Below are 24,129 nucleotides of genomic sequence, written 5' to 3' on the forward strand. Positions count from 1 at the left end.
CGGTCTCGGCAGGCCCGGTGTGAGCCGGACTGCACCACACACCGGAAGCCCTAAGCTTCTGGGGTGGACTTCGGAGCGTACGGACGGTTGCTGCAGGACCCTCGGATCCGCCAACTGCTGATGGTGGGCTTCATCGCCCGCTTCCCCCACACGGCGGCCGGCGTGATCCTCACGCTGCACGTGGCGCTGACGCTCGGCCTCGGCTACGGCCAGGCCGGCCTCGCGGCGGCGGCCATGACGCTGGGCATCGCCGTCGGCGCTCCGTGGCGCGGCCGCGTGGTCGACGCCAAGGGTCTGCGCCGGGCGCTGCTGCCGTCCGTGGTGGCGGAGGCCCTCATCTGGCCGATCGTGCCGTGGCTGCCCTTCCCCTGGATGCTGCTGGCCGTGTTCCTCGGCGGCGTGTTCGCGCTGCCCATCTTCTCCGTGGTGCGCCAGGGCCTCGGCGTGCTCACTCACGGCAAGGATCGCCAGACCGCGTTCGCCCTCGACTCGATCATCACCGAGACCATCTTCATGATGGGCCCGGCCCTCGGCGCCGTGGTGGCCGCCACGTGGTCCAGCGCGCTCGGGCTGACCATCGTGGGCCTCTCCAGCGCCCTTGGCGGCCTGCTGCTGATGTGGTTCAACCCGCCGACGCGCTCGAGCCAGCTGGCCGTCGTCGGGCCGGCCACGGACGACCCGTACACGGAGGCCGAGGACCGCGATCAGGCGGTGGCCCAGTCCGTGCACGGCGCGCCGATGCACGTGGAGATGACCGCCCCGGACCTCGCCACGGGCACCGTGCCGCTGGTGACCGGAGCGATCCCGATCATCACGGGTGCCATGCCCCGCATCGCGGAGGACGGCTCCGGGCCGGTGCCCCAGGCCCGCCTGGGCCTGACGCGGCGGGAGCGGCTCGCGCTGTGGCGGGAGAAGAACTTCGCGTGGGTCACCCCGGAGGCCCTGGGCGTGCTCGTGGTGTCCATGGCGGCGGGCATCGTGATGGTGGGCACCGAGGTGTCCATGGTGGCCGAGCTGGAGCGCGCCGGCCAGGCGGCCGCGGTGGGCGTGGTGTATGCGCTGTGGTGCGGTGCCTCGGCGATCGGCGGCCTGTTCTACGGGGCTTGGGGGCGCCAGGTCCACCCGTACCTGCTCATGGCCCTGTTCGCCCTGTTCACGATGCCCATGGCGGTCGTGGACGGTCTGTGGCCGCTGGCGCTCGCCTCGATCCCCTCGGGCCTGCTCACGGCGCCCACGCTGGCCGCTGCGTCCTCGCGGCTCTCGAACCTGGTGGTGGAGGAGCGCCGCGGCGAGGCGATGGGCTTCTACGGCTCGGCCATGACTGCGGGCGCCGCTCTCGGCGCGCCGGTGGCGGGCGTCTTCATCGACGCGATCTCGCCGGCGGCCGGCTACGTGTTCGCCGCCCTCGTGGGCTTCGTGCTCGTGGCGGTGGCCGCGCTGGCCACGCTGACCCGACGACGGCGGAGTGCCGCGCGCTGACCGCGGCGGTGGCGGCGGTCAGCGGGTGAGGTCGCCCGGCCACCAGCGCCGCACGATGGTGAACAGCAGCGTGACCGCGGCGAGCGCGACGAGAGCGGCGGCGGCGGAGAACGCGGCCGCGGCGTCGCCGACGGCGTCCCACCCTTCGTCGCTGAGGGTGGAGATCATGGACAGGGCGGACCCGCCGAACGCGAGGGTGAGGATCACGCCGAACCCGCCGAGTACGAGGTCCGCCGCGCGCACCGCAGCGGCCCACGTTCGGCGCCGTGCGTCCGTGAGCAGCAGCCCAGCCCCGGCGAGGGAGGCCAGCGAGCCGAGGACGGGGAGGTTCACGCCAACAGCTCGTGGATGCGGCGGACCACCACGTCCGTGAGGTCGGCGTCGTAGCCGGAGGTCGAGGAGTCCATGAACAGGTGCTCGGCGCTCTCGTACTCGAAGAGCACCGCGGGGGCGTCCGGATTCTCATCCGTCGCGGCGATCGAGCGGGCCAGCGGCAGGTCCTCGTCCCTGACCCAGGCGTCCTCGGAGGCGAGGTGCACCTGCAGGGCCGTGTGGGGCTGCCACAGAGGGGCGAACGCGGTGAGCGGGACGAACCCGGAGATGTCGATGCACGCGCGGAAGGCGGGCACGGTCTGAGCCGCCTTGTGGGCGGGGACCACGCCCATCGAGACACCGGCGACGACGGACGCGGACGGGAACTCCGCGGCCACGCGCATGCCCTCGAGCGCGATCCGGTCGAAGCCGCCGAGCCTCTCCACGTGCGCGATGCCCTCCTGCGGGGTGCCGAACACGGCGCCGTCGAAGAGGTCCGGGGTGTGCACCTGGTGGCCGCCGGAGGCGATCTTCTCGGCGAGGTCGCGGACACCGTCCGTGAGGCCGAGGGCGTGGTGGAAGAGGATGATCTGAGCCATGGGTCACAGCGTAGACGCGTGGCCGGACACCGCAGCGGGTCCGCGGGCGGGCTCTCTGCTGGGGAAGGACAGCTGAGCGGGGATGCCGGGCTCCGGGTGATCGGGGGAGACGAAGACTGCCCGGCCGGGAAGCGGCTCCACCGCGATGACCTTCGGCCACACGAGCCGGTGCTCCCCGCTCGTGCCCGCCGGCACGTAGAACCGGTGGGGGAGGTGCAGCAGGAGGCGTGAGGTCGCGAGGTCGCGGCCGCCCAGGGCCGCGAACCGCACCCGTCTCCCCCGCTGGGTGCCCAGCCAGTGGTGCAGCTCCTCATCGAAGGACCGGTACGTCTCGCCCACCCGGAGACCTGCCCAGCCGGCCCACCCGGTGACCACCGCGGTGCCGCCGTGATCGGCGAGCGCGTCGAGCGCCGCGACGGCAGCCTGGGCGGCCTCGTCGCCCCCGTCGGGGGTGAGGACGGTGTGGCCATGGGGCAGGCCCGGGTGACCCGTCTCTCCGGAGCCGTCGAGCACGAGCACGCCGCCCGGCCCACGCGCGGCCACGTCGAGGACGGACTCCAGGATCAGCTCGCGGCCGCCGGCCGCCTCCGCGATCCATGCCGTGTTCCCCGCGGAGCCGTGCGGCCAGCGCCAGGCCACGTGCCGTGCGCGGGACGCGTCGTCGATGAGGGCGAGAGCGTCGCGGCCCCGCCTGCTCGAGCGGTCGGGGGCCCACACTCCCGGGAGGGCGGGAGAGACCACCGGCGCCGGTGTCGGCCAGCATCCCTGCGCGTACGCGTCCCTCACGTGCTCCACGACGGCCCCCCACGAAGCGGCGGTGGCGGCCGGCACGGCCTCCTCGCCCGCCCGCCGCCACACGGGTTCGGCGGCAGCCACCGCCCACTGCGAGGCACGGAACGCGACGGGCGCGCGGCCCGCCCGGGAGAGGATGGCCGATCCGGGGCGGGAGGCGTCCAGGCGGAAGGCGTCCCGCGAGCCGACGAGGTCCCAGGACTCCTGCTCCGTGGCCGTGCGCAGGGCGATCGTGGCGCCCAGGTTGGAGCGGATGTCCCCGCTGACTGCACCCGTCGCCCGCTGCGTTGCGAGCAGCAGGTGGAATCCGAGGGACCGCCCGGTCGCGGCGAGGCGCTGGAGCACCGCACCGGCGTCGGGGTGGTCGTCCATGAGGACCCGCAGCTCGTCGACCGCCACCACCAGGCGTGGCAGCGCCACGTCCGGACGGCGACGGCGGAAGGCGGGGTAGTCGCTCACCCCGAGCCCCGCGAAGAGCGCCTCGCGTCGCCTCAGCTCAGCGCTGATCGCCGAGAGGGCGCGCAGCGAGGCGGCGCCCACGTGGTTCGTCTCCACGCTCATGGTGTGCGGAAGGGCAGCCAGATGCCCGAAGGATGCCCCGCCCTTGAAGTCCAGCAGGATGAAGGCGAGCTCGGCCGGAGGGTGGTGCGCGCTCAGACCCACGAGCAGGGACAGCAACAGGTCGGACTTCCCCGAGCCCGTCGTCCCGGCGACCAGGATGTGGGGCCCGTCGGCCGCGAGATCCAGCCACAGCCCGCCCGTGGCCGGCGGCCCGCCAGCGGGCGGCCGGGCGGGATCGCCCGTCGTCACGGGCGCGCGGACCCCGTCGACCGCCGAGAGCGTCCCCACCTGCGGCGGCGGGCGCAACGGCGGTGCCGCCGTCGTCCCCGAGAGGAGCCCGAGGCCGACGACGTCGTCGGCCAGCTCCAGGAGCCACCACGTGAGGGTCGCGGGGGAGATGCCCGTCATCTCGACGTCGGCCAGCGTGGTCCCGTCCCCGGCGTGGTGGAGGGAACGGGCGGTGAGGTCGAGACGATCCCCAGGCACGGAGGGGACGGACGGATCCTCGGCCTCGGCGCTGAATCGCACCTCGGACACCGGGCGCTGCGGATCCGCGGAGGGTGGCGGAGCGACGTCGGCCCGGCCCAGCGCCTCAAGCCATCGTGCCCGCGTCGGCGCGACCCAGTCCGAAGCCGGCAGACCGAGGTGCAGCTCGCGTGCGGCCGCCCCGCCCCGCCACCAGCACTCCCTGCCGTGGGGCGTGGTGACCGTGAGCGTCAGTCCCGCGGCCACGGCGTGGCGCAGGAGCTGGAAGAGCGCCCACCGGGCCGCGGCGTCGAGGGGACGCCGTGCACCGGTCACCGTGATGCTCCCCTCGTCGGCCAGGGTCGAGAGGGCGGGCTGTGACACGACGACGGCCTCCTGCCATTGCCGCGCGGCCTCCGGCCGGGACAGCGGAAACGGCCCCATGCCCGTCCCCCAGCGGAGGACGCAGGCTGCGTCCTGCCCCTGCCCTGAGACCCCGAAGCGATCCGCGGAGCGCGACCGCGCGGCACGGGTGACCTGCCCCGGGCACGGCACCTGGCCCGAGCGACGGGCGGCCAGCTCCGAGGCTCGGCCGCGCAGGGCACGGGCGTGCTCGCGCCGGGCACGTCGTTGCAGGCCGATCATGGTCCCGACCGTCAGGACCGACATCAGGCCGAACAGCAGGAAGAGCCCGCTTCCGCTGGTCAGGGCGAGCACGAGGCCGATGACGATCGGCCCGGCAGCCATGAGGAGCGGCAGCAGCATCGCCTGCTCGCCCGGGGGACTGCCGAGGTCGACGACGGCCGCCGCCACCTCGCGGGGCGGGTCCAGGGGACGCTGTGGCCCGCGCATCGTTCCGAGGGAGCATCGGCCCACGAGCAGGGGCTCCAGCCCGTTCCACTGCTCAGGCGTCGAGCGGCCAGGCCGTCGCACCGTGAGCCCGGCGGCCGCGAGGGCGAACCGAGTGGGGCGGGCGGGCGCGGTCGGGTCGTCCAGGAGGAGGTCGCCCGTGCCGCGCCCCGCCGAGACTCCGGCCGGCGAGACGGGAGCGATCCGCCCCGCGTCCGGTCCGTCCTCCGACAGGATGCTCAGTTCAGGCCCGGGGGCGCGTCGGGCCGGGCCCGCGCCGGCCGGACGGACGACGTAGGTGAGGGCGCCGGATGCGGAACGGCCGCGGCGGAGCGAGCCTGCGGGGAAGCGGCGGCGGACCTCGTCGTCCTGCCGTGCGGGGTCGGCGGGAAGGTCGGAGACGACCCAGACGTCGTCGTCCCCGGACTCGCCCAGGAGGCGCACGGTCCAGGTCATGACGGATCCTCTCGGGGCCGGTGTCCAGGGGCGCCGGGCTGACGCCGCGGCCAGGATGACAGCTGGGGCGATGCGGACGCGACGGGGTGTCCCTCACTGTGGAGAACCTGCCCCGGGAAGACGTCCGATGAACAGTTGTCCACAGCTTGGGGAACCCCATGGAACCCATCCGAGTCGGGGAGATAGGTTCGATCACGACATGCGGTGCGGCGCCGGGGGATGGCGCTTCAAACGGGCACAGGAGGATGCATGGATGCCGTGCGCATACTCGAGGACGAGGTCAGAGAAGTCGTCCGTCGTCAGGGTGTCGATCCGCAACGGGAGGGCGAACGCGTCCGGCTGCTGATCCACGAGGCGGTCTCGGACTACGAGTCCCGCTCGCTGGTGAGCTCCCTGCCGCCGCTGGACGATGCCGGCCAGGCGAGACAGGACCTCTATGACTGCATCGCCGGTCTCGGACCCCTCCAGCGGCTGATGGACGACCCCGGAGTGGAGGAGATCTGGCTGAACGCCCCCGACCAGGTCTACTGCGCCCGCGCCGGACGCTCAGAGCTGACCGGCCTCGTCCTCACCGAGGAAGAGGTCCGGGATCTCGTCGAGGTGATGCTGAAGACGACCGGGAGGCGACTGGACCTCTCGATGCCGTTCGTGGACGCCTCGTTGCCCGACGGCTCGCGCCTGCACGTGGCCATCCCGGACATCACTCGGCGGCACTGGGCCGTCAACATCCGCAAGTTCATCAGCCGAACGAGACGTCTGGACGACCTCGTTCGCTCCGGCTCGCTCTCTGCCTCCGCGGCGCGCTTCCTCGACGCCGCCGTGGACGCGGGGATGAACGTCCTCGTCTCGGGGGCTACCCAGGCGGGCAAGACGACGCTGCTGAACTGCCTGGCGGCCTCCATCGGGCCGAGGGAGCGCGTCATCACCGTGGAGGAGATCTTCGAGCTGCAGATCCCGGTGCGCGACGTCGTGGGGCTGCAGTGCCGCCAGCCCAACCTGGAGGGCCATGGCGAGATCCCGCTTCGTCGCCTGGTGAAGGAGGCCCTGCGCATGCGGCCGGACCGCCTGATCGTGGGCGAGGTCCGCGAGGCTGAGGCGCTCGACATGCTCGTCGCCTTGAACTCGGGACTGGCGGGCATGTGCACGATCCATGCCAACTCGGCCTCCGACGCCCTCACCAAGCTGTGCACCCTGCCCCTGCTCGCCGGGGAGAACATCTCCCGCAGCTTCGTGGTCCCGACCGTGGCCACCTGCATCGACCTGGTGGTCCACTGCGAGCGGGATCGCGAGGGCCGCCGGCGGGTCCGGGAGATCCTCAGCGTCGGGTCCCGCGTGGAGGAAGGGGTCATCGAGACGTCGATCCTGTTCCGCCGGGACCGGGAGGGCGACCTCGAGGTGAATCCGGCGGCCAGTCTCGAGTTCGAGGCGTTAGACCGGCACGGGGTCGACGTGCACGAGCTCCTGGAGCTGCGCTGATGGCCGTGGTGTGGGGTCTGGCACTGGGTGTGGGCCTCTTCCTCGTGTGGTGGTCGGTGTGGGCGGAGCCCGCCGCCGGCACGCCTCGCGTGAGCTCCGATTCGCGGCTGCGCGTGCTGATCGCCCAGTCCGGTGTCTCCGGGCTGTCCCCGGCCGGCGTGGTGTCCGCGATGACGGCGGGAGCGCTGATCGCCGCCCTGCTCGTCTTCGCCGTGACCCGAACATGGACCATCGCGGCGTGCTTCGGCCTGTTCGGCGGCGCCGTGCCCTGGCTCCTCCTGACCTGGCAGGCCCGGCGCAGGAGCATCGCCCTGCGGGAGCTCTGGCCGGACGCGATCGACCATGCCCGGTCCGCCATCCGGGCCGGCCTGACCCTCCCGGAAGCCCTCATCCAGCTGGGCGACTCCGGCCCCGAGGGGCTGCGGGAACCCTTCGTGGCGTTCGCCCGGGACTACCGTTCGGGTGCTCGGTTCCTCGACGCCCTCGAGAGGCTGAAGGTGCGCATGGCGGACCCCGTGGCAGACCGGCTCGTCGTCTCGCTGCGCCTGACCCGGGAGGTCGGTGGCGCAGACATCGGCGTGCTGTTGCAGACCCTCTCCGAGTTCCTGCGGCAGGACGCACGTATCCGGGCTGAGCTGGAGGCACGGCAGTCCTGGACGGTGAACGCGGCCCGCCTGGCCGTCTGCGCGCCGTGGATCGTGCTCGTCCTGCTCGGGACCCAGCCCATGGCCGTTGCCGCCTACCAGTCGGTGACCGGCGGAATAGTGCTCCTCATCGGCCTCGTCGTCTCCGTGGTCTGCTACCAGGTCATGCTGCGCATCGGGGCGCTGCCACGTGAGAGAAGGGTGCTGGCGTGAGCGTTCTTCTCGTCTGGGGCGGCGTCCTGGGGCTGACACTCGGGACCGGGCTCTGGCTCATCGTCGCCGCCCAGCCGCTGGGGTGGCGTCCGAGTCTGGTGGAGCGCGTGGCCCCGCAGCTGCGCCACCACACCCCTGCCTCGCGCCTGCTGCAGGAGGAGGGTGCGGCCACCTCGCCGTGGGGTGCCTGGGGTCGAATCCTCGATCCCGTCATGGGTGCGGTGATGGGCCGGCTGCAGCGCTTCATTCCGGCTGGGGAAGCGCTTGCCCACAAGCTCGAGGCGGCAGGATCCGAGCTGACACCGGCCGACTACCGGGCGCAGCAGGTCCTGTGCACCTGCGCAGGCGCGGCCCTGGCGACCGTCGTCGCCGTCCTGCTGGCGGCGTCCGGCCGGATTCCGGCGCTCTCGGGGCTCGCCTTCGTGGTCGTGGGTGCGCTGGCCGGTCACCTGCTGCGGGACCAACTCCTCTCCCTGCAGATCACCCGTCGCCGCACCGCCATCCTCACGGAGTTCCCCTCCGTGGCGGAGCTGTTCGCACTCTCCGTCGGTGCGGGAGAGAGCGCGGCGGGGGCTCTGGAGCGGATCGCGACCAGTGCACGAGGCGAGTTGGCCGGCGAGTTCGAACGGGCGCTCGCGGACATGCGTGCGGGCGCCTCCCTCGCCGCGGCCCTGAAGGCCACCGCTCGCCGAGTCCAGCTGCCGCCCATCGAGCGCTTCATCGGGGGTGTCCTCATCGCCCTCGACCGCGGCACTCCGCTGGCCGACGTCCTGCGTGCCCAGGCCCAGGACGTCCGCGAGATGGGCCGCCGTGAGCTCATGGAGGCCGCAGGCCGCAAAGAGATCCAGATGATGGTCCCGCTCGTCTTCGGCATCCTGCCGCTCACCGTCATCTTCGCCGTCTTCCCGGGCATCTCGCTGATGCGTCTGGGCTTCTGAAGACCCACAACTGAATAGCCCCCACCCGCCAGCCATCCGCCCAGACGACCCATCGCACCGCACCGGGCCATGCCCGCCATCCCGAGGAGGGAACCATGAACCACCACCACGCCTTCGCCGCCCTGATCACCGCACTGCAGAGCTTCATCCCCACCGACGTCCGTGACGACCGCGGCGACGTGCCGGGCTGGGTCATGATCACCCTGATGTCCGCCGTCCTGGTGGCGGGCCTCCTGCTGATCGCCGGCCCTGCTCTGCAGGACCTGTTCAACCAGGCCATCGACAAGGTGTCCACGGGCGCCTGACCCATGTCGCAGTCCCACTGGATGCCCCCTGTGGCGGCTCCCGGGCTCCGGCCGGGGAGCCGCCGGCAGGACGAGACGGGTGCCGCCGTCGCTGAGTCGTCGATGGTGATGGCGTTGGTCGTCCTGCTCTTCGCCGCACTCCTGCAGGCCGGCATCGTCATCCACACCCGCAACGTGATGATCGACGCCGCGTCGGCGGGGGCCCGCTATGGGGCACTCGCGGACCGCCACCCCGGGGACGGTGTGGAACGGGCGCGGGAAGTCCTGGCGGCGAGTGCTCCCGGTCAGTCGGGTGCGGCCATCACGGCGGAGACGACGAGCCAGGGAGGCGTTCCCATCGTCCGCGTCACCGTCTCGAGCTCGCTGCCCGGAGTCGGATTCCTCCCGGGACCCGTTCCACTCACGGTGAGCGGCCATGCGTACCGGCACTGAGACGCAGAACCACGTCGGGGAGCGCGGTTCTGCGACGGTCGAATTCCTCATGCTGTCCCTGGTCCTGCTCATCCCCGTGGTGTATCTGATGATCTACGTGTCCCAGATCCAGGCCGCCGCCTTCGCGTCGGTCGCCGCGGCGGACCAGGCCGCGAGGGTCCTCGTCGCCAGCACGGAGGAGGTCTCCGCCGGGCAGGCCGCCTCCACCATCCAGCTGACCCTCGCCGACTACGGCGTCTCCTCCGACCTCGCCGACGTGTCCGTGCGGTGCAGCGTCGGCGGCTGCGGAACCCGTGAGCCCGCTGAGGTGGTCGAGGTCAGCGTGGCCGTCGAGGTCCCCGTGCCGTTCGCACCGGCGCCCTGGTCCGCTTCGCTCAGCCCCGTGAGCGTCGGCTCCGAGGCTCGGCAGTTGGTGCCGAGGTTCTGATGCGTGCCCGGACCCGACTCGTTGACGACCGCGGCCAGACCACCGTCCTCACCGTCGGACTGTGCGCCGTGCTGATCGCCCTCATGCTCGTCATGCTGGCCGTCACCACGGTGGCCATCCAGGCGAGGCGGCTGCAGTCCCTCGCGGACGGGGCCGCGCTCGCCGGTGCCGAGGAGCTGGGCTTCCGCCTGGACGAGAACCCCACGGTGGTCCTGTCCGACGACGAAGTCGCCGCGTCCGCCGACGCATACCTGTCGGCCGTGGGCGGGCAGGAGAGCGTGCCCGGCCTCGCAGACATGGAGGCCGGGGTGGCCGGGGACGGCGCGACCGTGATCGTCCGCCTCGAGGCGCAGGTGAGCCTGCTGCCCGCTGGAGGGTGGTTCACCGGGGTCATCCCCGCAACGGTCCCCGTGCAGGCGGAGGGCAGCTCCCGGACGGCCCTCACCCGGTGATTCCGGCCGGGTCCTTCCGAGGGGTACCACGGTGGTGCCACGGGTGGCGTGCCACGGTGGTCTTCCTCGACCTCGAGGGCACATGGATCGAGGCACCGGACGACGGCGCCGACGACCTCGCGGCCGGCGTGGCGGCCGGGCAGCGGGCGTTCGCGGAGATCGCCCAGGCCCTCGAGCGGTGGCGCTGAGATCGGGCGCATCATCGGCGCGGTCATGATGCTTCGCTGGTGGGCGCGGGAGGAATCGTACGGCGCGGGAGGAACCGGACACGGTGCGGGAGGAACCGGACACGGCAACGCCCCCGCGTCGAGGAGGACTCCCGAGGCGGGGGCGCGCTGCTCATTCCCGAGCGGACCTCACCACATGCCGAGGACCTTCATCCAGGCGCCGCCCACCACGGTCCAGATGACGATGTTCACGAGGCTCGCCAGGAAGCCCACTCGGAACCACTCCTTGGTGGGCACGTAGCCGGAGCCGTACACCACGCCCGCGGGGCCGGAGGAGTAGTGGGCCAGGCCGCCGAAGAGGTTGCCGATGAAGCCGAAGGCGAGGGCAGCGAAGACCGGCGGGGTGCCGGCGGCCACCGCGGCGGTCAGGAACACGGCGTACATCGCCACGATCTGCGCCGTGTTGGACGCGAACAGGTAGTGCACGTAGAAGTACACGAGGGCCAGCAGCGCGAAGGCCACGTACCACGGCAGGCCGCCGACCGCGCCGGAGACGGAGCGGCCGATCCAGTCGATCACGCCCAGCTCGTTCAGGTGTGTCGCCATGCCCACGAGCACGCCGAAGAAGACGAGCGTGGACCACGCGCCGCCGTTGGCGGCCATGTCCTTCCAGGTGAGCACCTTGGTGACGAGCAGGGCGGCGACGCCCACGAACGCCACCGCGGTGGCGTTGAGGTCCAGCAGGGAGCCGAGGACCCACATCAGCAGCAGCGCGACGAACGTGCCCGCCATGATCACTTCGCCGCGGCTCATGGGGCCGGCCTGGTGCAGCTGCTCGCGGGCGCGTCCAGGGGCATCCGGGGTCTTCGTCAGCTCCGGCGGGTAGATCTTGGTCATCGCCCACGGCATCACGGCGAGCGCCACGAGGCCCGGCACGATCGCGGCTAGCGCCCACGAGCCCCACGTGATCTGCACGCCGTTGTCCGCCGCGAACTTGGCGGCCAGCGGGTTGCCGGCCATGGCGGTGAGGAACATGGCCGAGGTGATCGTGTTCACCTGCACCGCGGTCATCGAGAGGTAGGCGCCGAGCCGGCGCCGGGACTCCGGCGTGTCCGGGGTGGAGCCCTGCACGCGGGCCAGGGAGGAGATGATCGGGAAGACGACGCCGCCAGCGCGCGCCGTGTTGGACGGCGTCGCCGGGGCGAGGATCAGGTCCGTGACGGCCATGCCGTAGCTCAGGCCCAGGCTGGACTTGCCCAGCTTGGTGACGAACCACAGCGCGATGCGCCGGCCCAGGCCCGTGAGCAGGAAGCCGTCGGCGATGAAGAACGCCGCCACGATCAGCCACACGGCGCTGTTGCCGAAGCCCGTGAGCGCCTCCTTGCCGGGGTCCATGGTGCCCGTGATCATGGCCGCCGCCAGCCCCACCAGGGCGACGGACGCCGTCGGGAGCGGCTGGAGGATGAGCGCCAGGATGGTGCCGAGGAAGATGCCGGCCATGTGCATGCCGCGCGGGTCCACGCCCTCGGGCGGCGGAATCAGCCACACGGCCACGGTCACCAGCAGGATCGCCAGGACCTTCAGGATCATCCCCGTGGACGACGGCGGCGCCGCCGCGGGAGGCGCCGTTCCGGCGCCCGCGCCCTTCTCGGTGACAGAGCCGTTCGGGGCGGCGTCGGACGGGGAAACGGAAGAAGCCATGCGGTTCATCCCCTCACGGAGTTGACGCGGATGTGCGGGTTCTGACACGGACAAATCTACTCTCGGCGGGGATCTCCGAGGCGCTCCCGGCACCCGGTGAGACCAGGCTCACCGGGTGCCGGGTGCCGGGTGCCGGGTGCGGGCGCTCGGCCGGTCAGTCGTCGCGGCCGCCGCGCAGCCGCGCGCGCACGGCCTCCCGGTTCACCGCGCTGATGGCGGAGAGCGGGATGCCGGCCGGGCACACCTGGGCGCACTCGCCGTACACGGAGCAGGGGCCGAACTCGGCGTCCGCCGTCGCGGTGATGCTCAGCGCGCGGCGGCCGCGCTCCGGCTGGCCCTGGGGGAGCGTGGCGAGGTGCTCCAGCAGCGATCCGGTGAAGAGGTGCGAGGACCCGTTGGGACAGGCCGCCACGCACGCGCCGCACTGGATGCACGCCGCGAAGTCGAGCGCCTTCTCGGCGGTGCGGAAGGGGATCTGGCGCGCGTCCGCGTCCGGCGCGGTGCCGACGTCGACTCCCACGAAGCCGCCCGAGGCCACCACGCGGTCCAGGGCGCCGCGGTCCACCACCAGGTCCCGCTGCACCGGGAAGGCGTCGGACCGGAACGGCTCGAGGCGGATGCGGTCGCCGTCCCGGTAGGAGCGCAGGTGCTGGCGGCAGGACGGCGTGTTGGCCACGGGCCCGTGCGGGCGCTCGTCCACGGTGATGCCGCACGCGCCGCAGATGCCCTCGCGGCAGTCCGAGTCGAACGCCACCGGTTCGAAGCCCTCCTCCACGAGCTGCTCGTTGAGGCGGTCCAGCAGTTCGAGCAGGGACATCTCCTCGGTGGCATCCTCCACCACGTACGTCTCGAAGCGTCCCTCGGCGGCGGGGGAGTCCTGCCGCCAGATCTCCAGGGTCAGTCTCATGGTGCGTCCGTCCTCACCGGTAGTCGCGGGTCTGCAGCTTCACCGTGGTGAAGTCGAGGGGTTCGATGTGACGCACCGGCTCGCCGGGGTGCACGTCGTCGTCGCCGGGCACGTGCTCCCAGGCGGAGACGAAGCGCCAGGCGTCGTCGTCGCGCAGTGCCTCGCCCTCGGGGGTCTGGTGCTCCTCGCGGAAGTGGGCGCCGCAGGACTCCTCGCGGTCCAGGGCGTCCCGGCACATGAGCTCGCCCATGTCCAGGAAGTCGGCCACGCGCCCGGCGCGCTCGAGCTCCTGGTTGAGCTGCTCGCCCGTGCCGGGCACGCGCAGGTCGGTCCAGAACTGCTCGCGCAGCGCGCGGATCCGCCGCAGTGCCTCGGCCAGGCCCGCAGCCGTGCGGCTCACGCCGCAGCCTTCGTAGAGGATCTCGCCGAGCTCGGCGTGGAAGTGGTCCGCGGAGTGCGTGCCGCGGATCTCCAGCAGGCGCCGGGTCCGGTCCTGCACCCCCGCGACGGCGTCGCGCACCGCGGGCGCGTCCGCGTCCAGGAGCGGCTCGTGGAGGTGGTCCGCGAGGAAGTTCGGCACGGCGTAGGGGAGGGTGAACCAGCCGTCCACGCACGCCGAGAGCAGGGAGTTCGCGCCGAGGCGGTTGGCCCCGTGATAGGCCCAGCCGGCCTCGCCGCCGACGAACAGGCCGGGGACGGACGTCATCAGGTCGTAGTCGCTCCAGAGCCCGCCCATCGCGAAGTGGGCGCCGGGAGCGATGCGCATGGGCACGGTGTACGGGTCCTCGCCGGTGGCGTCGCGGTACATCTCGAACAGGTTGCCGTAGCGCTCCTGGATGGTCTCCACGCCCAGACGCTCGAGCGCATCCCGGAAGTCGAGGTACACGCTGTTCCTCAGGGGGCCCACGCCGTGGCCGGCGATGATCTGCTCGCGCGCGGCGCGGGAGGAGATGTCGCGCGGGGCGAGGTTGCCGTAGGCCGGGTACTTGCGCTCGAGGTAGTAGTCGCGCTCGCCCTCGGGGATCTCGTTCGCCGGGCGGTCGTCCCCGGCGCGGGCGGGCACCCAGATGCGGCCGTCGTTGCGCAGGGACTCGCTCATGAGCGTGGTCTTGGACTGCCAGCGCGAGCTCACCGGCAGCGCGGTGGGGTGGAACTGGATGAAGGACGGCGAGGCGAACAGTGCTCCGCGCCGGTGTGCGTGCCAGGCGGCCGTCACGTTCGAGTTCTTGGCGAGTGTGGACTGGCGGAACACGCTCCCGTAGCCGCCCGTGGCCACCACCACGGCGTGGGCGGTCTGCGCCTCGACCTCGCCCGTGAGCAGGTTGCGGACGACGACGCCCCGCGCCCGGCCGTCCTCCACGATCAGGTCGAGCATCTCGCGGCGCGTGCGCAGCTCCACCGTCCCGGCGGCCACCTGGCGCAGGAGGGCCTTGGTGGCGGAGACCTCCATCTGCTGGCCGGTCTGCCCACGGGTGTAGTACGTGCGGGAGACCTGCACGCCGCCGAAGGAGCGCGTGCGCAGCTGACCGCCGTACTCGCGGGCGAAGGGCGCACCGAGGGCGTCGGCATGGTCGATCACCCGGACGGACTCCTCGGCCAGGCGGAAGCAGTCGGCCTCGCGGGCGCGGAAGTCACCGCCCTTGACGGTGTCCTTCACGAAGCGCCCGAGCGAGTCGTTGTCCACCTTGCGGCCGCGCGCGGCGTTGATGCCGCCCTGTGCGGCCACGGAGTGGGCTCGACGCGGGGAGTCGTGGATCGTGTAGTTCACCACGTGGTAGCCCAGCTCGCCGAGCGCCGCGGCGCAGCCGGCCCCGGCCAGGCCGGTGCCCACCACGACCACGGTGAACCTGCGGCGGTTCAGCGGGCTGACCAGCTGGTACTCGAGCTTGCGTCGGGTCCAGGCGGTGGCCGGGTCGCCCTCGGGGGCGCGGCCGTCGAGGACGAAGGGGGCGGCGGGGGCAACGGTGGGCGGGGCCTCGGGTCGGGTGGCCTCCCGCGAGGAGAGGTCGACGGTGTGGTCGGCGGCGCGGCTGCTCATGCGAGGGCTCCCGTCAGGACGGCGAGGGGGATGGTGATGTTGCCGATCGCGATCACGAGGCCGAGCACCAGGGCGATCAGCTTCAGGACGCCCCAGAAGCGGGGGCCGCCGGCGATGCCGAGGTCCGCCACCATGGCCACGATCCCGTGGATGAGGTGCGCCGCGAGGGCCAGCATGGCCAGGATGTAGACGAGCGAGGCGGGCCAGCGGCTGAAGCTGGCGATCACGTTGGCATAGGCGCTGCTCGCTTCGGGCGTCGCGGCCTGGAACGCGTCGGGCGCCGCGGGCCGGGCCCCCAGCGTCAGGTCGAGCACGTGGAAGACCAGGAAGAGGAGCAGCACGACGCCCGTGGTGGGCATCGCGCGCGTCAGCCACGAGCCGGGCCGGATCCTTCGCCGCGGGTGCGGGCCCCGAGCGCGCCGGGCCCGGATCACGATCAGCGCGGCGGCCCACACGTGGCCGATGAGGCACAGGAGGAGGAACGCCCGCAGGATCCAGAGCAGGCCCTCGTGGGGGAGGACGGGCTCGAACGCGGCGCGCAGCCAATGGGCGTAGGCGTTGAAGTGCTCGGCGCCCTGGTAGACCTTCAGGTTGCCGATCATGTGCACGAACACGAACGCGGTGAAGACGGCACCCGTGAGGGCCATGACCACCTTCAGCAGGGCGTTCGAGGGGCCGTGGCGGACCGGGGTCGCGCGGACCCCGGGGCCCTTCGGCGCAGCGGCGGACGGTGGACTGTGCCATGGCAACTCCCGGCGGTTCGGTGACTGCCCTGTGAGTCTATGCCCGCTGACCTGGGCGGGATAGTACGTGACCGGGCCGCCGACGTCGCCCCACCCCGCCCCACCCCGCGCGGTAGACTCGCCCCACCATGGCTGACACTGACTTCTCCGCAGAGATCGACGCTCTGCGCCACACCCTCGCCTCCATCGAGCAGGTCTCGGACGTCGAGCGCATCAAGGCGGACATCGATACCCTCGAGGCCCAGGCCTCCGCGCCGGACCTCTGGGACGACCCCGAGGCGGCGCAGAAGGTCACCTCCAAGCTCTCCCACCGCCAGGCGGACCTCAAGCGCATCACCTCGCTCGCGGACCGCATCGGGGACCTGGAGAGCCTCGTGGAGCTGGCCACCGAGGAGGGCGAGCCGGACCTGCTGGTGGAGGCGGACGAGGAGCTCGTCGGCATCCGCAAGACCCTCGATGAGCTCGAGGTCGTCACGCTGCTCAGCGGCGAGTACGACCAGCGCGACGCCGTGATCACCATCCGCGCCGGCGCCGGCGGCGTGGACGCCGCCGACTTCGCCGAGACCCTCATGCGCATGTACCTGCGCTGGGCCGAGCAGAAGGGCTGGTCCACCAAGGTCATGGACACCGCTTATGCGGAGGAGGCGGGCCTGAAGTCCGTGACCTTCGAGGTCAACGCGCCCTTCGCGTTCGGCACCCTCTCCGTGGAGGCCGGCACGCACCGCCTGGTGCGCATCAGCCCCTTCGACAACCAGGGCCGCCGCCAGACCTCCTTCGCCGCCGTCGAGGTCGTGCCGCTCATCGAGTCGGACGACTCCATCGAGATCCCCGAGTCCGAGATCAAGGTGGACGTGTTCCGCTCCTCGGGCCCCGGTGGCCAGTCCGTGAACACCACGGACTCCGCTGTGCGCATGACGCACATCCCCACGGGCATCGTCGTCTCCATGCAGAACGAGAAGTCGCAGATCCAGAACCGCGCCGCCGCCCTGCGCGTCCTCCAGTCCCGCCTGCTCCTGCAGCGCAAGGCCGAGGAGAACGCGAAGAAGAAGGAGATGGCCGGCGACGTGAAGGCGTCCTGGGGCGACCAGATGCGCTCCTACGTGCTGAACCCGTACCAGATGGTCAAGGATCTGCGCACGGGCCACGAGGAGGGCAACCCCGCCTCCGTGTTCGACGGTCAGATCACCGACTTCATCGACGCCGGCATCCGCTGGCGCGCCGAGCAGGCCCAGATCGCCCGCGACGAGGCCGAGCAGGCCTGATCCCTCCCGGGGCGCCCCACCCCCGGGTCCCGACGCCGGCCCGCACCTTCCGCAGCGAAGGTGCGGGCCGGCGTCGTCGGGGAGCCGATGCCGGACGCGGCTGGCCCGAACGTGACCTGCGCCATACACTGGCGGTGATCTCAGTTCATCGCCATTCACTGAGCCCGCGACGCCGGGCCCGCCCCCGCTGGAGGATCCTGATGACCACCGAGCACCCCGCCCCGCAGCCCGCCGACGCCGTGATCGTGGGCGGCGCCCGCACCCCGTTCACCCGCCTGCTCGGCGGCCAGGCCTCCTTGACCGCCATGGACCTCGGCGCCCACGCGATCAGGCACGCGCTCGAGCGGGCCGGCGTCGGCGCGGACGAGGTGGACACCGTCATCATGGGCCAGGTCGTCCAGGCCGGGCAGGGGCAGAACCCCGCGCGCCAGTCCTCGCTCGCCGCGGGCCTGCCGTGGACGGTCCCCGCCATGACCGTCAACAAGGTCTGCCTCTCCGGCCTCACCGCGATCATCGACGCCGCACGCCTCATCCGCCTCGGCGACGCCGACGTCGTGGTGGCCGGCGGCCAGGAGTCCATGACCAACGCCCCGCACCTGCTGCCCAAGGCGCGCGCCGGCTACAAGTACGGCGAGGTCACCGTGCTCGACTCCGTGGCCTACGACGGCCTCACGGACGCCCTCACCACGGAGGCCATGGGCGAGCTGACCGAGTCCGGCAACGGCGAGCGAGGCCTCGACCGGGCGGCCCAGGACGAGATCGCGGCCGGGTCCCACCAGCGTGCCGCCGCCGCGCAGGCCGACGGCGTCTTCGAGGGCGAGATCGCCCCGATCGAGATCCCGCAGCGCAAGGGCGAGCCGGTGGTGGTCTCTGCGGACGAGGGCGTCCGCGCCGACACCACCGCCGAGACTCTGGCGAAGCTCCGCCCCGCCTTCGCGAAGGAGGGCACCATCACCGCCGGCAACGCGTCGCCGCTCTCGGACGGCGCCGCCGCCGTCGTCGTGACCTCCCGCGCCTACGCCGAGGAGCACGGCCTGACGATCCTCGCCACGATCGGGGCCCCCGGCCAGACCGCGGGCCCGAAGGACTCCCAGCTGCACTCCCAGCCCTCGGACGCGATCTCCGCGGCCCTGGCCAAGCAGGGCTGGGAGGCCTCCGACCTCGACTTCATCGAGATCAACGAGGCGTTCGCCGCGGTGTCCCTGCAGTCGCTCAAGGACCTGGACTACTCCGCCGAGCAGTGCAACATCCACGGCGGCGCCATCGCCCTGGGCCACCCCATCGGCGCCTCCGGCGCCCGCCTGGCCCTGCACGCCGCCCTCGAGCTGGACCGCCGCGGCTCCGGCCGCACCGCCGTGGCCCTGTGCGGCGGCGGCGGTCAGGGCGAGGCCCTCATCCTGTTCCGCTGACGCGGCACCGCCACGACCCGTCCCGCCCACGAAGGAGTCCCATGGCCCTCGACAAGACCGTCGCCACCCCGGCCGAGGCGGTGGCGGACATCCCGTCCGGCGCCTCGCTCGCCGTCGGCGGGTTCGGCCTCTCCGGCAACCCCATCCAGCTCGTCGAGGCCCTGCTCGAGCAGGGCGCCGACGACCTCTCCGTCGTCTCGAACAACTGCGGCGTCGACGGCTGGGGGCTGGGGGTCCTGCTCTCGGCGCAGCGCATCCGCAAGATGACCAGCTCGTACGTGGGGGAGAACAAGGAGTTCGCCCGCCAGTACCTCGAGGGCGAGCTTGAGGTGGAGCTCGTGCCGCAGGGCACCCTCGCGGAGAAGCTGCGCGCCGGCGGCTCCGGCATCCCGGCGTTCTACACCCGCTCGGGCGTGGGCACGCAGGTCGCCGAGGGCGGCCTGCCCATGCGCTACGACGCCGAGGGGAACGTGGTGAAGGCCTCGGAGGCCAAGCCGACGGGCACGTTCGTGCTGGGGGAGCAATACATCAGCGTCGACCCGGCCGAGCGCCAGGTCTACGTGCTCGAGGAGTCCATCGTCACGGACATCGCGCTCGTGCACGCGAAGAAGGGCGACCGGCACGGCAACCTCGTCTTCAACAAGGCCGCCCGGCAGTTCTCCGTGCCCGCCGCGATGGCCGGGCGCGTGTGCATCGCACAGGTGGAGGAGCTCGTGGAGCCCGGGGAGATCGACCCGGACGAGGTCCACCTGCCGGGAGTGTTCGTGCACCGGATCGTGGAGGTCGGCACGGACATCGAGAAGCCGATCGAGAAGCGCACCGTGCGTCAGGCCCCGGGCGAGGCCCAGGAGGAGACCCGATGACTGAGCAGACCGCCCCGGCCCAGCTGCCCGCCCCCCAGGGCCTCACCCGGGACCAGATGGCCGCCCGCGCCGCCCAGGAGCTCCCGGCCGGCGCCTACGTGAACCTCGGCATCGGCATGCCCACGCTCATCCCGAACCACCTCCCCGAGGGTCGCACCGTGGTGCTGCAGTCGGAGAACGGGATCCTCGGCGTCGGCCCGTACCCGGACGAGGCCCACGTGGACCCGGACCTCATCAACGCCGGCAAGGAGACCGTCACGGTGAGCCCGGGCGCGTCCTTCTTCGACTCCGCGATGAGCTTCGGCATGATCCGCGGCGGCAAGATCGACGTCGCCGTGCTGGGCGGCATGGAGGTCTCCGCGGCCGGCGACCTGGCCAACTGGATGGTGCCCGGCAAGATGGTCAAGGGCATGGGCGGCGCGATGGACCTCGTCCACGGCGCCGGCCGCGTGATCGTCATGATGGACCACGTCTCCAAGGACGGCACGCCCAAGATCGTCGCGCAGTGCTCGCTGCCGCTGACCGGCCGGGCGGTCGTGGACCGCATCATCACGGACCTGGCCGTCATCGACGTCGTCGGCACCCCGGAGCAGCCCGAGCTCACGCTCGTGGAGACCGCTCCCGGCGTGACCGAGGAGCAGGTGCGCGCCCTCACGGGGGCGCCGCTGTCCTGACGCAGGGCTGCTACGCCCCCAGCGGAGCAACCGGCCCGCCCGCCGCCGCGGGCGGGCCGTCCCGTAGACTGGGTGACCCTGTGTCACGCGCGCATCGCAAGCGGAAGGAGCCCGGCCATGGGAAAGAACGCGAAGGGGAAGCCCGCCAAGCAGCCGGCCCCCGGCGAGCGCATGGTGATCGCCTCCAACCGCAAGGCCCGGCACGACTACACCATCCTCGACACCTACGAGGCCGGCTTGGTCCTGACCGGCACAGAGGTGAAGTCGCTGCGCGAGGGCAAGGCGTCCCTGGTGGACGGGTTCGCCGTGTTCTACCGGGACGAGCTGTTCCTGGAGCAGGTGTACATCCCCGAGTACCTCAACGGCTCGTGGACCAACCACGCCGCCCGCCGGCGCCGCAAGCTCCTCCTGCACCGTGCGGAGCTGATCAAGATCAGCCGTGAGATCCAGGAGTCGGGCCTGACCATCGTGCCGCTGCAGCTGTACTTCCTGGACGGCCGGGTCAAGGTGGAGATCGGGATCGCGCGCGGCAACCGGGAGTACGACAAGCGCCACGTGCTGCGCGAGAAGCAGGACGCCCGCGAGGCGCAGCGCGCCATGCGGGCCCGCAACCGCCGCGCGGCCTGAGCGGAGGCGGCCGGCACCCGGACGGCCGGCACTCGGGCGCGCGCGAGGCCCCCTTGCGGGAATGATCCCCGCCCGTGGTACGTTGTCCATCTCGCAAGCCCGTTCAGGCGGGTTCGCGCGAGTGGTGATTGACAACCTCATAGAGGAGTCGCCCCCAGGGGCCGATCGGTTTCGACGGTGTGTGTCGAGTCGGGGGAAGCGGGCCGAGGATGCAGAGTCATCTCGTCAACGCTCTCTGCAAACCAATAAGTGCCACTTCTAAGCGCACTGACTTCGCTCTCGCTGCCTGATCAGTGACCGAGTCCGTCATCCCGGGATCGCTGTCGTCCCGGATCATGGCGTCAGCTAGATAGCCACTGGGCGTCACCCTCGCCGGGGGTCGTGATGCCGACATCAATCCGGCTGGGCCCGGGTTGTCCGCCCGTCTGCGGGACGGACAGGGCCGAGCAACACCCATAGCAGACTGCGCCCGGAGAAGACCTGGCAACACCACATCGGACGCGGGTTCAATTCCCGCCGGCTCCACTCACCACCACGGGAAGGCCCCGGAATCGTCACGATTCCGGGGCCTTCCTCGTGTCCGCGCCCGGTGTGCGGCGACCCGTGCCCGGACCGCAGAATGGCCGTCAGACGAGAGGGGACGGGGATGCACCTCGATGTATGAGCGGCGACGACGGGTGTCGAGGCCGCTCGGAACCCGTCCGGCGGTCCTCACCAGACGTCGCCGGAGCAGTCTGCGCGCCTGATCGTGCGCGCGATGCGTCGGAGCGAGCGCGAGCGGGCCTTCGGGACGGGCGACGTCGACGAGGCCGCCCAGGCACTGGCGCACGAGCGGCGGCGCACCGGCCTGTCCCGGGAGCAGCGGCGGCACGAGTTCGAGAAAGCCCGCGCCGCGGGCATCGGCACGGGTGCCGTTGCGGGGGCGGCCCAGGTGGTCGGCCGGCTGGCACTGGTGATGATGTACGTCTGTCTGTTCGGTGCCCTGGGCGGGATCCTCGTCGTCGTCGGCCTGGACGCGATCACGGGGACGGACCTGATGGACGCGGCGATGAGGTCCGTCCCGGGGCTTCCCCAGCAGCTGCCTTCGATGGTGGTCGTCTACCCGTTCGTGTGCGCCGCGCTCCACGATGCCGCCCAGACGGTGCGTCGGTACGCGCTGCGGCGCCGCTACTTCGCCTGGGCCTGCGGCCGTGAGGGCCAGATCGCGAGGGGGACGTCAGCGCTGCCGGCCCCCGAGCTCCGCGGGGCGGCCGTGACGGCCCTGCCCGCCAGAGTCCTGGGCCCCACCTCGGTGGTCATCGGCCTGGCCATCGGCGGGGTCATCGCCCTGCAGGGGGATGTGGGCGACGGCCTGATCACGTTCCTCGCCTTCGCTGCGGGCGCCCTGATCCTCTCCGTGGTCGCCGGCCTGCAGCGGTGGCGACTGCGCCGCATCATGCTCCTCCACGACGCCCTCGCGGGGCGGGCGAGACGGGCCTAGCGGGCGCGCCCGCCCGCCCCTCAGCCGGCCAGGACCGCGCGCAGGCCCAGGCCGGCGCCCCAGCCGACGACGACGGCCACCAGCCCCAGCCCCAGCTGCGCGGCCCACAGGCGAGCGGCCGCGCCCCATCGACGGGCGAGCACGGCGTCGGCGGCCTCAGCGGCCACTGTGGACCACGTCCCCAGGGCGAGGCAGAACCCGGACACCACGGCGGACACCGCCGCGACGAGTATGAACCCCTGGCCGTCGCCCCAGCCCCCGGACGCGTACACCAGCTCCGGCACGGCCAGGCCGACGGTGACGCCGAGGAGCAGGGCCGCCGTCGTGTTGGCGGTGAGCAGACCCCGGGGGCCGAGCCGGTCGGTCAGGCGTCGGCGCGCCAGGGCGCCGAGCGCCCCGCCCGCCGCGAGGCAGGCCAGGAGGGCCACCTGGAAGAGAGCGAAGACCTCGTATCCCGCGCCGCTCATGCGTCCTCCTCCGAACGATCCGTCCCGACCACGCGCGACGCCGGGGCGCCCCCGGTGCGCAGGCCGAGCACGGCCGCCGCCGTCGAGAGTGCAGCCATCAGCGCGAGCACCAGCAGCACCGACGTCGCCGCGGCGAGGACACCACCCGCCCCGGACGCCGCGGCGCCCAGCCGCACCGGCCACAGCATCAGGGCGACGGCGCTGGAGATGGTGGTGAACGCACCGAGGAAGCCGGTTCCCAGCCCCGCCACCAGGCGTGGACGCCAGTCCGGCCCGCGGCGTCGCGAGGCCGCCCACAGCAGGCCGAGCAGGAACGAACCGAGCACGTTCACCACGAACAGCGGCAGGGCCTGGACGAGCACGTCGACCGCCCCGAACGCGGCACCGAACGTGCCGCGGAAGTTCGGCGCCCCGGCCAGCGCGGTCACCGCGTTCATCACCCCCGCGCCGCACGCCGCGCCCGCGGCTCCGCCCAGCGCGACGGCGGGGAGCACGCTGCGCGGCCCGTCCGGCTCCGCCACGCGCCGCGCGGTCATGCGTGCGTGGTCCCGTCCTCGGCGCCCCACGGGCCGTCGTCGTCGGCCAGGCGCAGCCGCGCCAGGACCTCGTCATGCAGCAGCCCGTTGGTCACGAGCGCGTTGCCGCCGAAGGGACCGTCCTCGCCCTCGAGGGAGGTGAAGCGGCCGCCGGCCTCGCGCACGATCGGCACGAGCGCGGCCATGTCGTGCAGCGCGAGCTCGGGCTCGGCCGCGATGTCCACCGCGCCCTCGGCCACGAGCATGTAGGACCAGAAGTCGCCGAAGCCACGCACGCGCCACACGTCCGAGGTCAGCTGGAGGAACGCGCGGATCGAACCGCGTTCGCGCCAGCCCTCGAGGGAGGAGAAGGAGAGCGAGGCGTCGGAGAGCCGGTCCACGGAGGAGGCGTGGATGCGCTCGGAGCGCATGAGCGAGGTGCCCGTGAAGGCGCCCTGCCCGGAGGCGGCCCACCAGCGGCGGTGCAGCGCGGGGGCGGACACGACGCCGACCACCGGCTCGCCGTCCACCAGCAGGGAGATCAGGGTGGCCCACACGGGCACGCCGCGTACGAAGTTCTTCGTGCCGTCGATCGGGTCCACGACCCACTGGCGTCCGACCCGGCTGAAGCGGCCGCCGAACTCCTCGCCGAGCACGGTGTCCCGCGCACGGGCCTTCGCCAGGGTGGCGCGGATGGACTCCTCGGCGGCGCGGTCCGCGTCCGACACGGGGGTGAGGTCCGGCTTGGTGCTGACCTGGAGGTCCTGGGCCTTGAAGCGGGCCATGGTGATCGAGTCCACGTTGTCGGCCAGCATGTGGGCCAGGCGCAGGTCCTCCGTGAGGTCCCGCCCGTTCGTCTGTCCGGTGCTCTCCATG

At 72.5% G+C, this 24,129-nt stretch carries 25 protein-coding genes and 1 other RNA gene; 16 read left to right on the top strand and 10 right to left on the bottom strand.

What is annotated here, in order from left to right; translation table 11 throughout:
- Positions 1–63 precede the first annotated feature (63 nt).
- Complete coding sequence (locus tag AAG742_RS04020) at positions 64–1,479, top strand: MFS transporter (protein WP_298712789.1); 1,416 nt, start codon at positions 64–66, stop codon at positions 1,477–1,479.
- An 18-nt stretch (positions 1,480–1,497) separates the two neighbouring features.
- Here AAG742_RS04020 and AAG742_RS04025 read toward each other — a convergent pair whose 3' ends face one another.
- The 3 genes from AAG742_RS04025 to AAG742_RS04035 are packed head-to-tail and all read right to left on the bottom strand — an operon-like array spanning position 1,498 to position 5,513.
- Positions 1,498–1,812, bottom strand: a complete 315-nt coding sequence (locus AAG742_RS04025; RefSeq protein WP_298712792.1) for a hypothetical protein — start codon at positions 1,810–1,812, stop codon at positions 1,498–1,500.
- On the bottom strand, positions 1,809–2,390 hold the full coding sequence (locus AAG742_RS04030) for a dienelactone hydrolase family protein (protein WP_248115222.1): 582 nt from the start codon (positions 2,388–2,390) through the stop codon (positions 1,809–1,811). Before AAG742_RS04030 ends, AAG742_RS04025 begins: the two co-directional genes overlap by 4 nt.
- A 3-nt stretch (positions 2,391–2,393) precedes the next feature.
- Positions 2,394–5,513, bottom strand: a complete 3,120-nt coding sequence (locus tag AAG742_RS04035; protein WP_298712795.1) for an FtsK/SpoIIIE domain-containing protein — start codon at positions 5,511–5,513, stop codon at positions 2,394–2,396.
- A 249-nt stretch (positions 5,514–5,762) separates the two neighbouring features.
- On the opposite strand from AAG742_RS04035, the gene AAG742_RS04040 reads away from it, so the two are divergent.
- From AAG742_RS04040 to AAG742_RS04075, 8 genes are all read left to right on the top strand, one after another.
- The gene (locus AAG742_RS04040) at positions 5,763–6,989 is read left to right on the top strand and encodes an ATPase, T2SS/T4P/T4SS family (RefSeq protein WP_248115220.1); all 1,227 of its coding nucleotides are present in this window, start codon (positions 5,763–5,765) and stop codon (positions 6,987–6,989) included.
- Complete coding sequence (locus tag AAG742_RS04045) at positions 6,989–7,846, top strand: type II secretion system F family protein (protein ID WP_298712846.1); 858 nt, start codon at positions 6,989–6,991, stop codon at positions 7,844–7,846. Before AAG742_RS04040 ends, AAG742_RS04045 begins: the two co-directional genes overlap by 1 nt.
- Positions 7,843–8,784: a type II secretion system F family protein gene (locus tag AAG742_RS04050; protein WP_298712849.1), complete on the top strand. Its 942-nt coding sequence runs from the start codon at positions 7,843–7,845 to the stop codon at positions 8,782–8,784. The genes AAG742_RS04045 and AAG742_RS04050 overlap by 4 nt, the downstream gene beginning before the upstream one ends.
- Positions 8,785–8,879: 95 nt before the next feature.
- Positions 8,880–9,089: a hypothetical protein gene (locus tag AAG742_RS04055; protein WP_298712852.1), complete on the top strand. Its 210-nt coding sequence runs from the start codon at positions 8,880–8,882 to the stop codon at positions 9,087–9,089.
- 21 nt (positions 9,090–9,110) lie between these two features.
- A complete protein-coding gene (locus AAG742_RS04060; protein WP_298713463.1) occupies positions 9,111–9,521 on the top strand; it encodes a TadE/TadG family type IV pilus assembly protein in 411 nt (136 codons plus the stop codon).
- The gene (locus AAG742_RS04065) at positions 9,505–9,948 is read left to right on the top strand and encodes a hypothetical protein (protein ID WP_298712854.1); all 444 of its coding nucleotides are present in this window, start codon (positions 9,505–9,507) and stop codon (positions 9,946–9,948) included. The genes AAG742_RS04060 and AAG742_RS04065 overlap by 17 nt, the downstream gene beginning before the upstream one ends.
- A complete protein-coding gene (locus tag AAG742_RS04070; protein WP_298712856.1) occupies positions 9,948–10,400 on the top strand; it encodes a pilus assembly protein TadG-related protein in 453 nt (150 codons plus the stop codon). The genes AAG742_RS04065 and AAG742_RS04070 overlap by 1 nt, the downstream gene beginning before the upstream one ends.
- Before the next feature lie 56 nt (positions 10,401–10,456).
- Positions 10,457–10,588 carry a hypothetical protein gene (locus AAG742_RS04075; protein ID WP_298712859.1) on the top strand — a complete coding sequence of 44 codons (132 nt, stop codon included), beginning with the start codon at positions 10,457–10,459 and terminating at the stop codon, positions 10,586–10,588.
- Positions 10,589–10,756: 168 nt separating this feature from the next.
- Here the strand turns inward: AAG742_RS04075 and AAG742_RS04080 are convergent, their stop codons facing one another.
- The 4 genes from AAG742_RS04080 to AAG742_RS04095 form a co-directional block, all read right to left on the bottom strand.
- Positions 10,757–12,157 (bottom strand): anion permease, encoded by a 1,401-nt coding sequence (locus AAG742_RS04080; protein WP_298713466.1) that lies wholly within the window; start codon positions 12,155–12,157, stop codon positions 10,757–10,759.
- Between the two features lie 265 nt (positions 12,158–12,422).
- Positions 12,423–13,175 (bottom strand): succinate dehydrogenase/fumarate reductase iron-sulfur subunit, encoded by a 753-nt coding sequence (locus tag AAG742_RS04085; protein ID WP_298712862.1) that lies wholly within the window; start codon positions 13,173–13,175, stop codon positions 12,423–12,425.
- A 13-nt stretch (positions 13,176–13,188) separates the two neighbouring features.
- Complete coding sequence (locus tag AAG742_RS04090) at positions 13,189–15,213, bottom strand: fumarate reductase/succinate dehydrogenase flavoprotein subunit (protein WP_298712864.1); 2,025 nt, start codon at positions 15,211–15,213, stop codon at positions 13,189–13,191.
- Positions 15,210–15,860 carry a succinate dehydrogenase gene (locus AAG742_RS04095; protein ID WP_298712867.1) on the bottom strand — a complete coding sequence of 217 codons (651 nt, stop codon included), beginning with the start codon at positions 15,858–15,860 and terminating at the stop codon, positions 15,210–15,212. The genes AAG742_RS04090 and AAG742_RS04095 overlap by 4 nt, the downstream gene beginning before the upstream one ends.
- Before the next feature lie 224 nt (positions 15,861–16,084).
- Here AAG742_RS04095 and prfB point away from each other — a divergent pair, with 224 nt between their 5' ends.
- From prfB to AAG742_RS04130, 7 genes are all read left to right on the top strand, one after another.
- Positions 16,085–17,218, top strand: a complete 1,134-nt coding sequence (prfB, locus tag AAG742_RS04100) for a peptide chain release factor 2 (protein WP_248115209.1) — start codon at positions 16,085–16,087, stop codon at positions 17,216–17,218.
- 200 nt (positions 17,219–17,418) lie between these two features.
- The gene (locus tag AAG742_RS04105; protein WP_298712871.1) at positions 17,419–18,627 is read left to right on the top strand and encodes an acetyl-CoA C-acetyltransferase; all 1,209 of its coding nucleotides are present in this window, start codon (positions 17,419–17,421) and stop codon (positions 18,625–18,627) included.
- 41 nt (positions 18,628–18,668) lie between these two features.
- Positions 18,669–19,490: a CoA transferase subunit A gene (locus AAG742_RS04110; RefSeq protein WP_298712874.1), complete on the top strand. Its 822-nt coding sequence runs from the start codon at positions 18,669–18,671 to the stop codon at positions 19,488–19,490.
- A complete protein-coding gene (locus tag AAG742_RS04115) occupies positions 19,487–20,164 on the top strand; it encodes a CoA transferase subunit B (RefSeq protein WP_298712877.1) in 678 nt (225 codons plus the stop codon). Before AAG742_RS04110 ends, AAG742_RS04115 begins: the two co-directional genes overlap by 4 nt.
- 117 nt (positions 20,165–20,281) lie before the next feature.
- Entirely contained in the window at positions 20,282–20,791 is a 510-nt protein-coding gene (gene smpB / locus AAG742_RS04120) for an SsrA-binding protein SmpB (protein ID WP_298712880.1), read from the top strand.
- Between the two features lie 157 nt (positions 20,792–20,948).
- Positions 20,949–21,319: a transfer-messenger RNA gene (ssrA, locus tag AAG742_RS04125) on the top strand.
- Positions 21,320–21,548: 229 nt separating this feature from the next.
- Entirely contained in the window at positions 21,549–22,271 is a 723-nt protein-coding gene (locus tag AAG742_RS04130; RefSeq protein WP_298712883.1) for a hypothetical protein, read from the top strand.
- Between the two features lie 20 nt (positions 22,272–22,291).
- Here AAG742_RS04130 and AAG742_RS04135 read toward each other — a convergent pair whose 3' ends face one another.
- Genes AAG742_RS04135 through hisN form a run of 3 tightly spaced genes read right to left on the bottom strand, consistent with a single transcriptional unit; the run spans position 22,292 to position 24,128 of the window.
- A complete protein-coding gene (locus AAG742_RS04135) occupies positions 22,292–22,738 on the bottom strand; it encodes a CrcB family protein (protein WP_298712886.1) in 447 nt (148 codons plus the stop codon).
- Positions 22,735–23,274: a CrcB family protein gene (locus AAG742_RS04140; protein ID WP_298712889.1), complete on the bottom strand. Its 540-nt coding sequence runs from the start codon at positions 23,272–23,274 to the stop codon at positions 22,735–22,737. Before AAG742_RS04140 ends, AAG742_RS04135 begins: the two co-directional genes overlap by 4 nt.
- Complete coding sequence (hisN, locus tag AAG742_RS04145; RefSeq protein WP_298712890.1) at positions 23,271–24,128, bottom strand: histidinol-phosphatase; 858 nt, start codon at positions 24,126–24,128, stop codon at positions 23,271–23,273. The genes AAG742_RS04140 and hisN overlap by 4 nt, the downstream gene beginning before the upstream one ends.
- Position 24,129: the final 1 nt, after the last annotated feature.

Origin of the sequence: Micrococcus sp. 2A, from assembly GCF_039519235.1 — a bacterium.
Lineage (GTDB): Bacteria > Actinomycetota > Actinomycetes > Actinomycetales > Micrococcaceae > Micrococcus.

Coding starts and splice junctions, on each gene's coding strand:
- smpB (WP_298712880.1), top strand. CDS start 20,282: ATGGGAAAGAACGCGAAGGGGAAGCCCGCCAAGCAGCCGGCCCCCGGC.
- AAG742_RS04060 (WP_298713463.1), top strand. CDS start 9,111: ATGCCCCCTGTGGCGGCTCCCGGGCTCCGGCCGGGGAGCCGCCGGCAG.
- AAG742_RS04130 (WP_298712883.1), top strand. CDS start 21,549: ATGCGTCGGAGCGAGCGCGAGCGGGCCTTCGGGACGGGCGACGTCGAC.
- prfB (WP_248115209.1), top strand. CDS start 16,085: ATGGCTGACACTGACTTCTCCGCAGAGATCGACGCTCTGCGCCACACC.
- AAG742_RS04135 (WP_298712886.1), bottom strand. CDS start 22,738: ATGAGCGGCGCGGGATACGAGGTCTTCGCTCTCTTCCAGGTGGCCCTC.
- AAG742_RS04140 (WP_298712889.1), bottom strand. CDS start 23,274: ATGACCGCGCGGCGCGTGGCGGAGCCGGACGGGCCGCGCAGCGTGCTC.
- hisN (WP_298712890.1), bottom strand. CDS start 24,128: ATGGAGAGCACCGGACAGACGAACGGGCGGGACCTCACGGAGGACCTG.
- AAG742_RS04090 (WP_298712864.1), bottom strand. CDS start 15,213: ATGAGCAGCCGCGCCGCCGACCACACCGTCGACCTCTCCTCGCGGGAG.
- AAG742_RS04045 (WP_298712846.1), top strand. CDS start 6,989: ATGGCCGTGGTGTGGGGTCTGGCACTGGGTGTGGGCCTCTTCCTCGTG.
- AAG742_RS04085 (WP_298712862.1), bottom strand. CDS start 13,175: ATGAGACTGACCCTGGAGATCTGGCGGCAGGACTCCCCCGCCGCCGAG.
- AAG742_RS04095 (WP_298712867.1), bottom strand. CDS start 15,860: ATGGCCCTCACGGGTGCCGTCTTCACCGCGTTCGTGTTCGTGCACATG.
- AAG742_RS04070 (WP_298712856.1), top strand. CDS start 9,948: ATGCGTGCCCGGACCCGACTCGTTGACGACCGCGGCCAGACCACCGTC.
- AAG742_RS04035 (WP_298712795.1), bottom strand. CDS start 5,513: ATGACCTGGACCGTGCGCCTCCTGGGCGAGTCCGGGGACGACGACGTC.
- AAG742_RS04115 (WP_298712877.1), top strand. CDS start 19,487: ATGACTGAGCAGACCGCCCCGGCCCAGCTGCCCGCCCCCCAGGGCCTC.
- AAG742_RS04030 (WP_248115222.1), bottom strand. CDS start 2,390: ATGGCTCAGATCATCCTCTTCCACCACGCCCTCGGCCTCACGGACGGT.
- AAG742_RS04040 (WP_248115220.1), top strand. CDS start 5,763: ATGGATGCCGTGCGCATACTCGAGGACGAGGTCAGAGAAGTCGTCCGT.
- AAG742_RS04065 (WP_298712854.1), top strand. CDS start 9,505: ATGCGTACCGGCACTGAGACGCAGAACCACGTCGGGGAGCGCGGTTCT.
- AAG742_RS04110 (WP_298712874.1), top strand. CDS start 18,669: ATGGCCCTCGACAAGACCGTCGCCACCCCGGCCGAGGCGGTGGCGGAC.
- AAG742_RS04080 (WP_298713466.1), bottom strand. CDS start 12,157: ATGATCCTGAAGGTCCTGGCGATCCTGCTGGTGACCGTGGCCGTGTGG.
- AAG742_RS04105 (WP_298712871.1), top strand. CDS start 17,419: ATGACCACCGAGCACCCCGCCCCGCAGCCCGCCGACGCCGTGATCGTG.
- AAG742_RS04055 (WP_298712852.1), top strand. CDS start 8,880: ATGAACCACCACCACGCCTTCGCCGCCCTGATCACCGCACTGCAGAGC.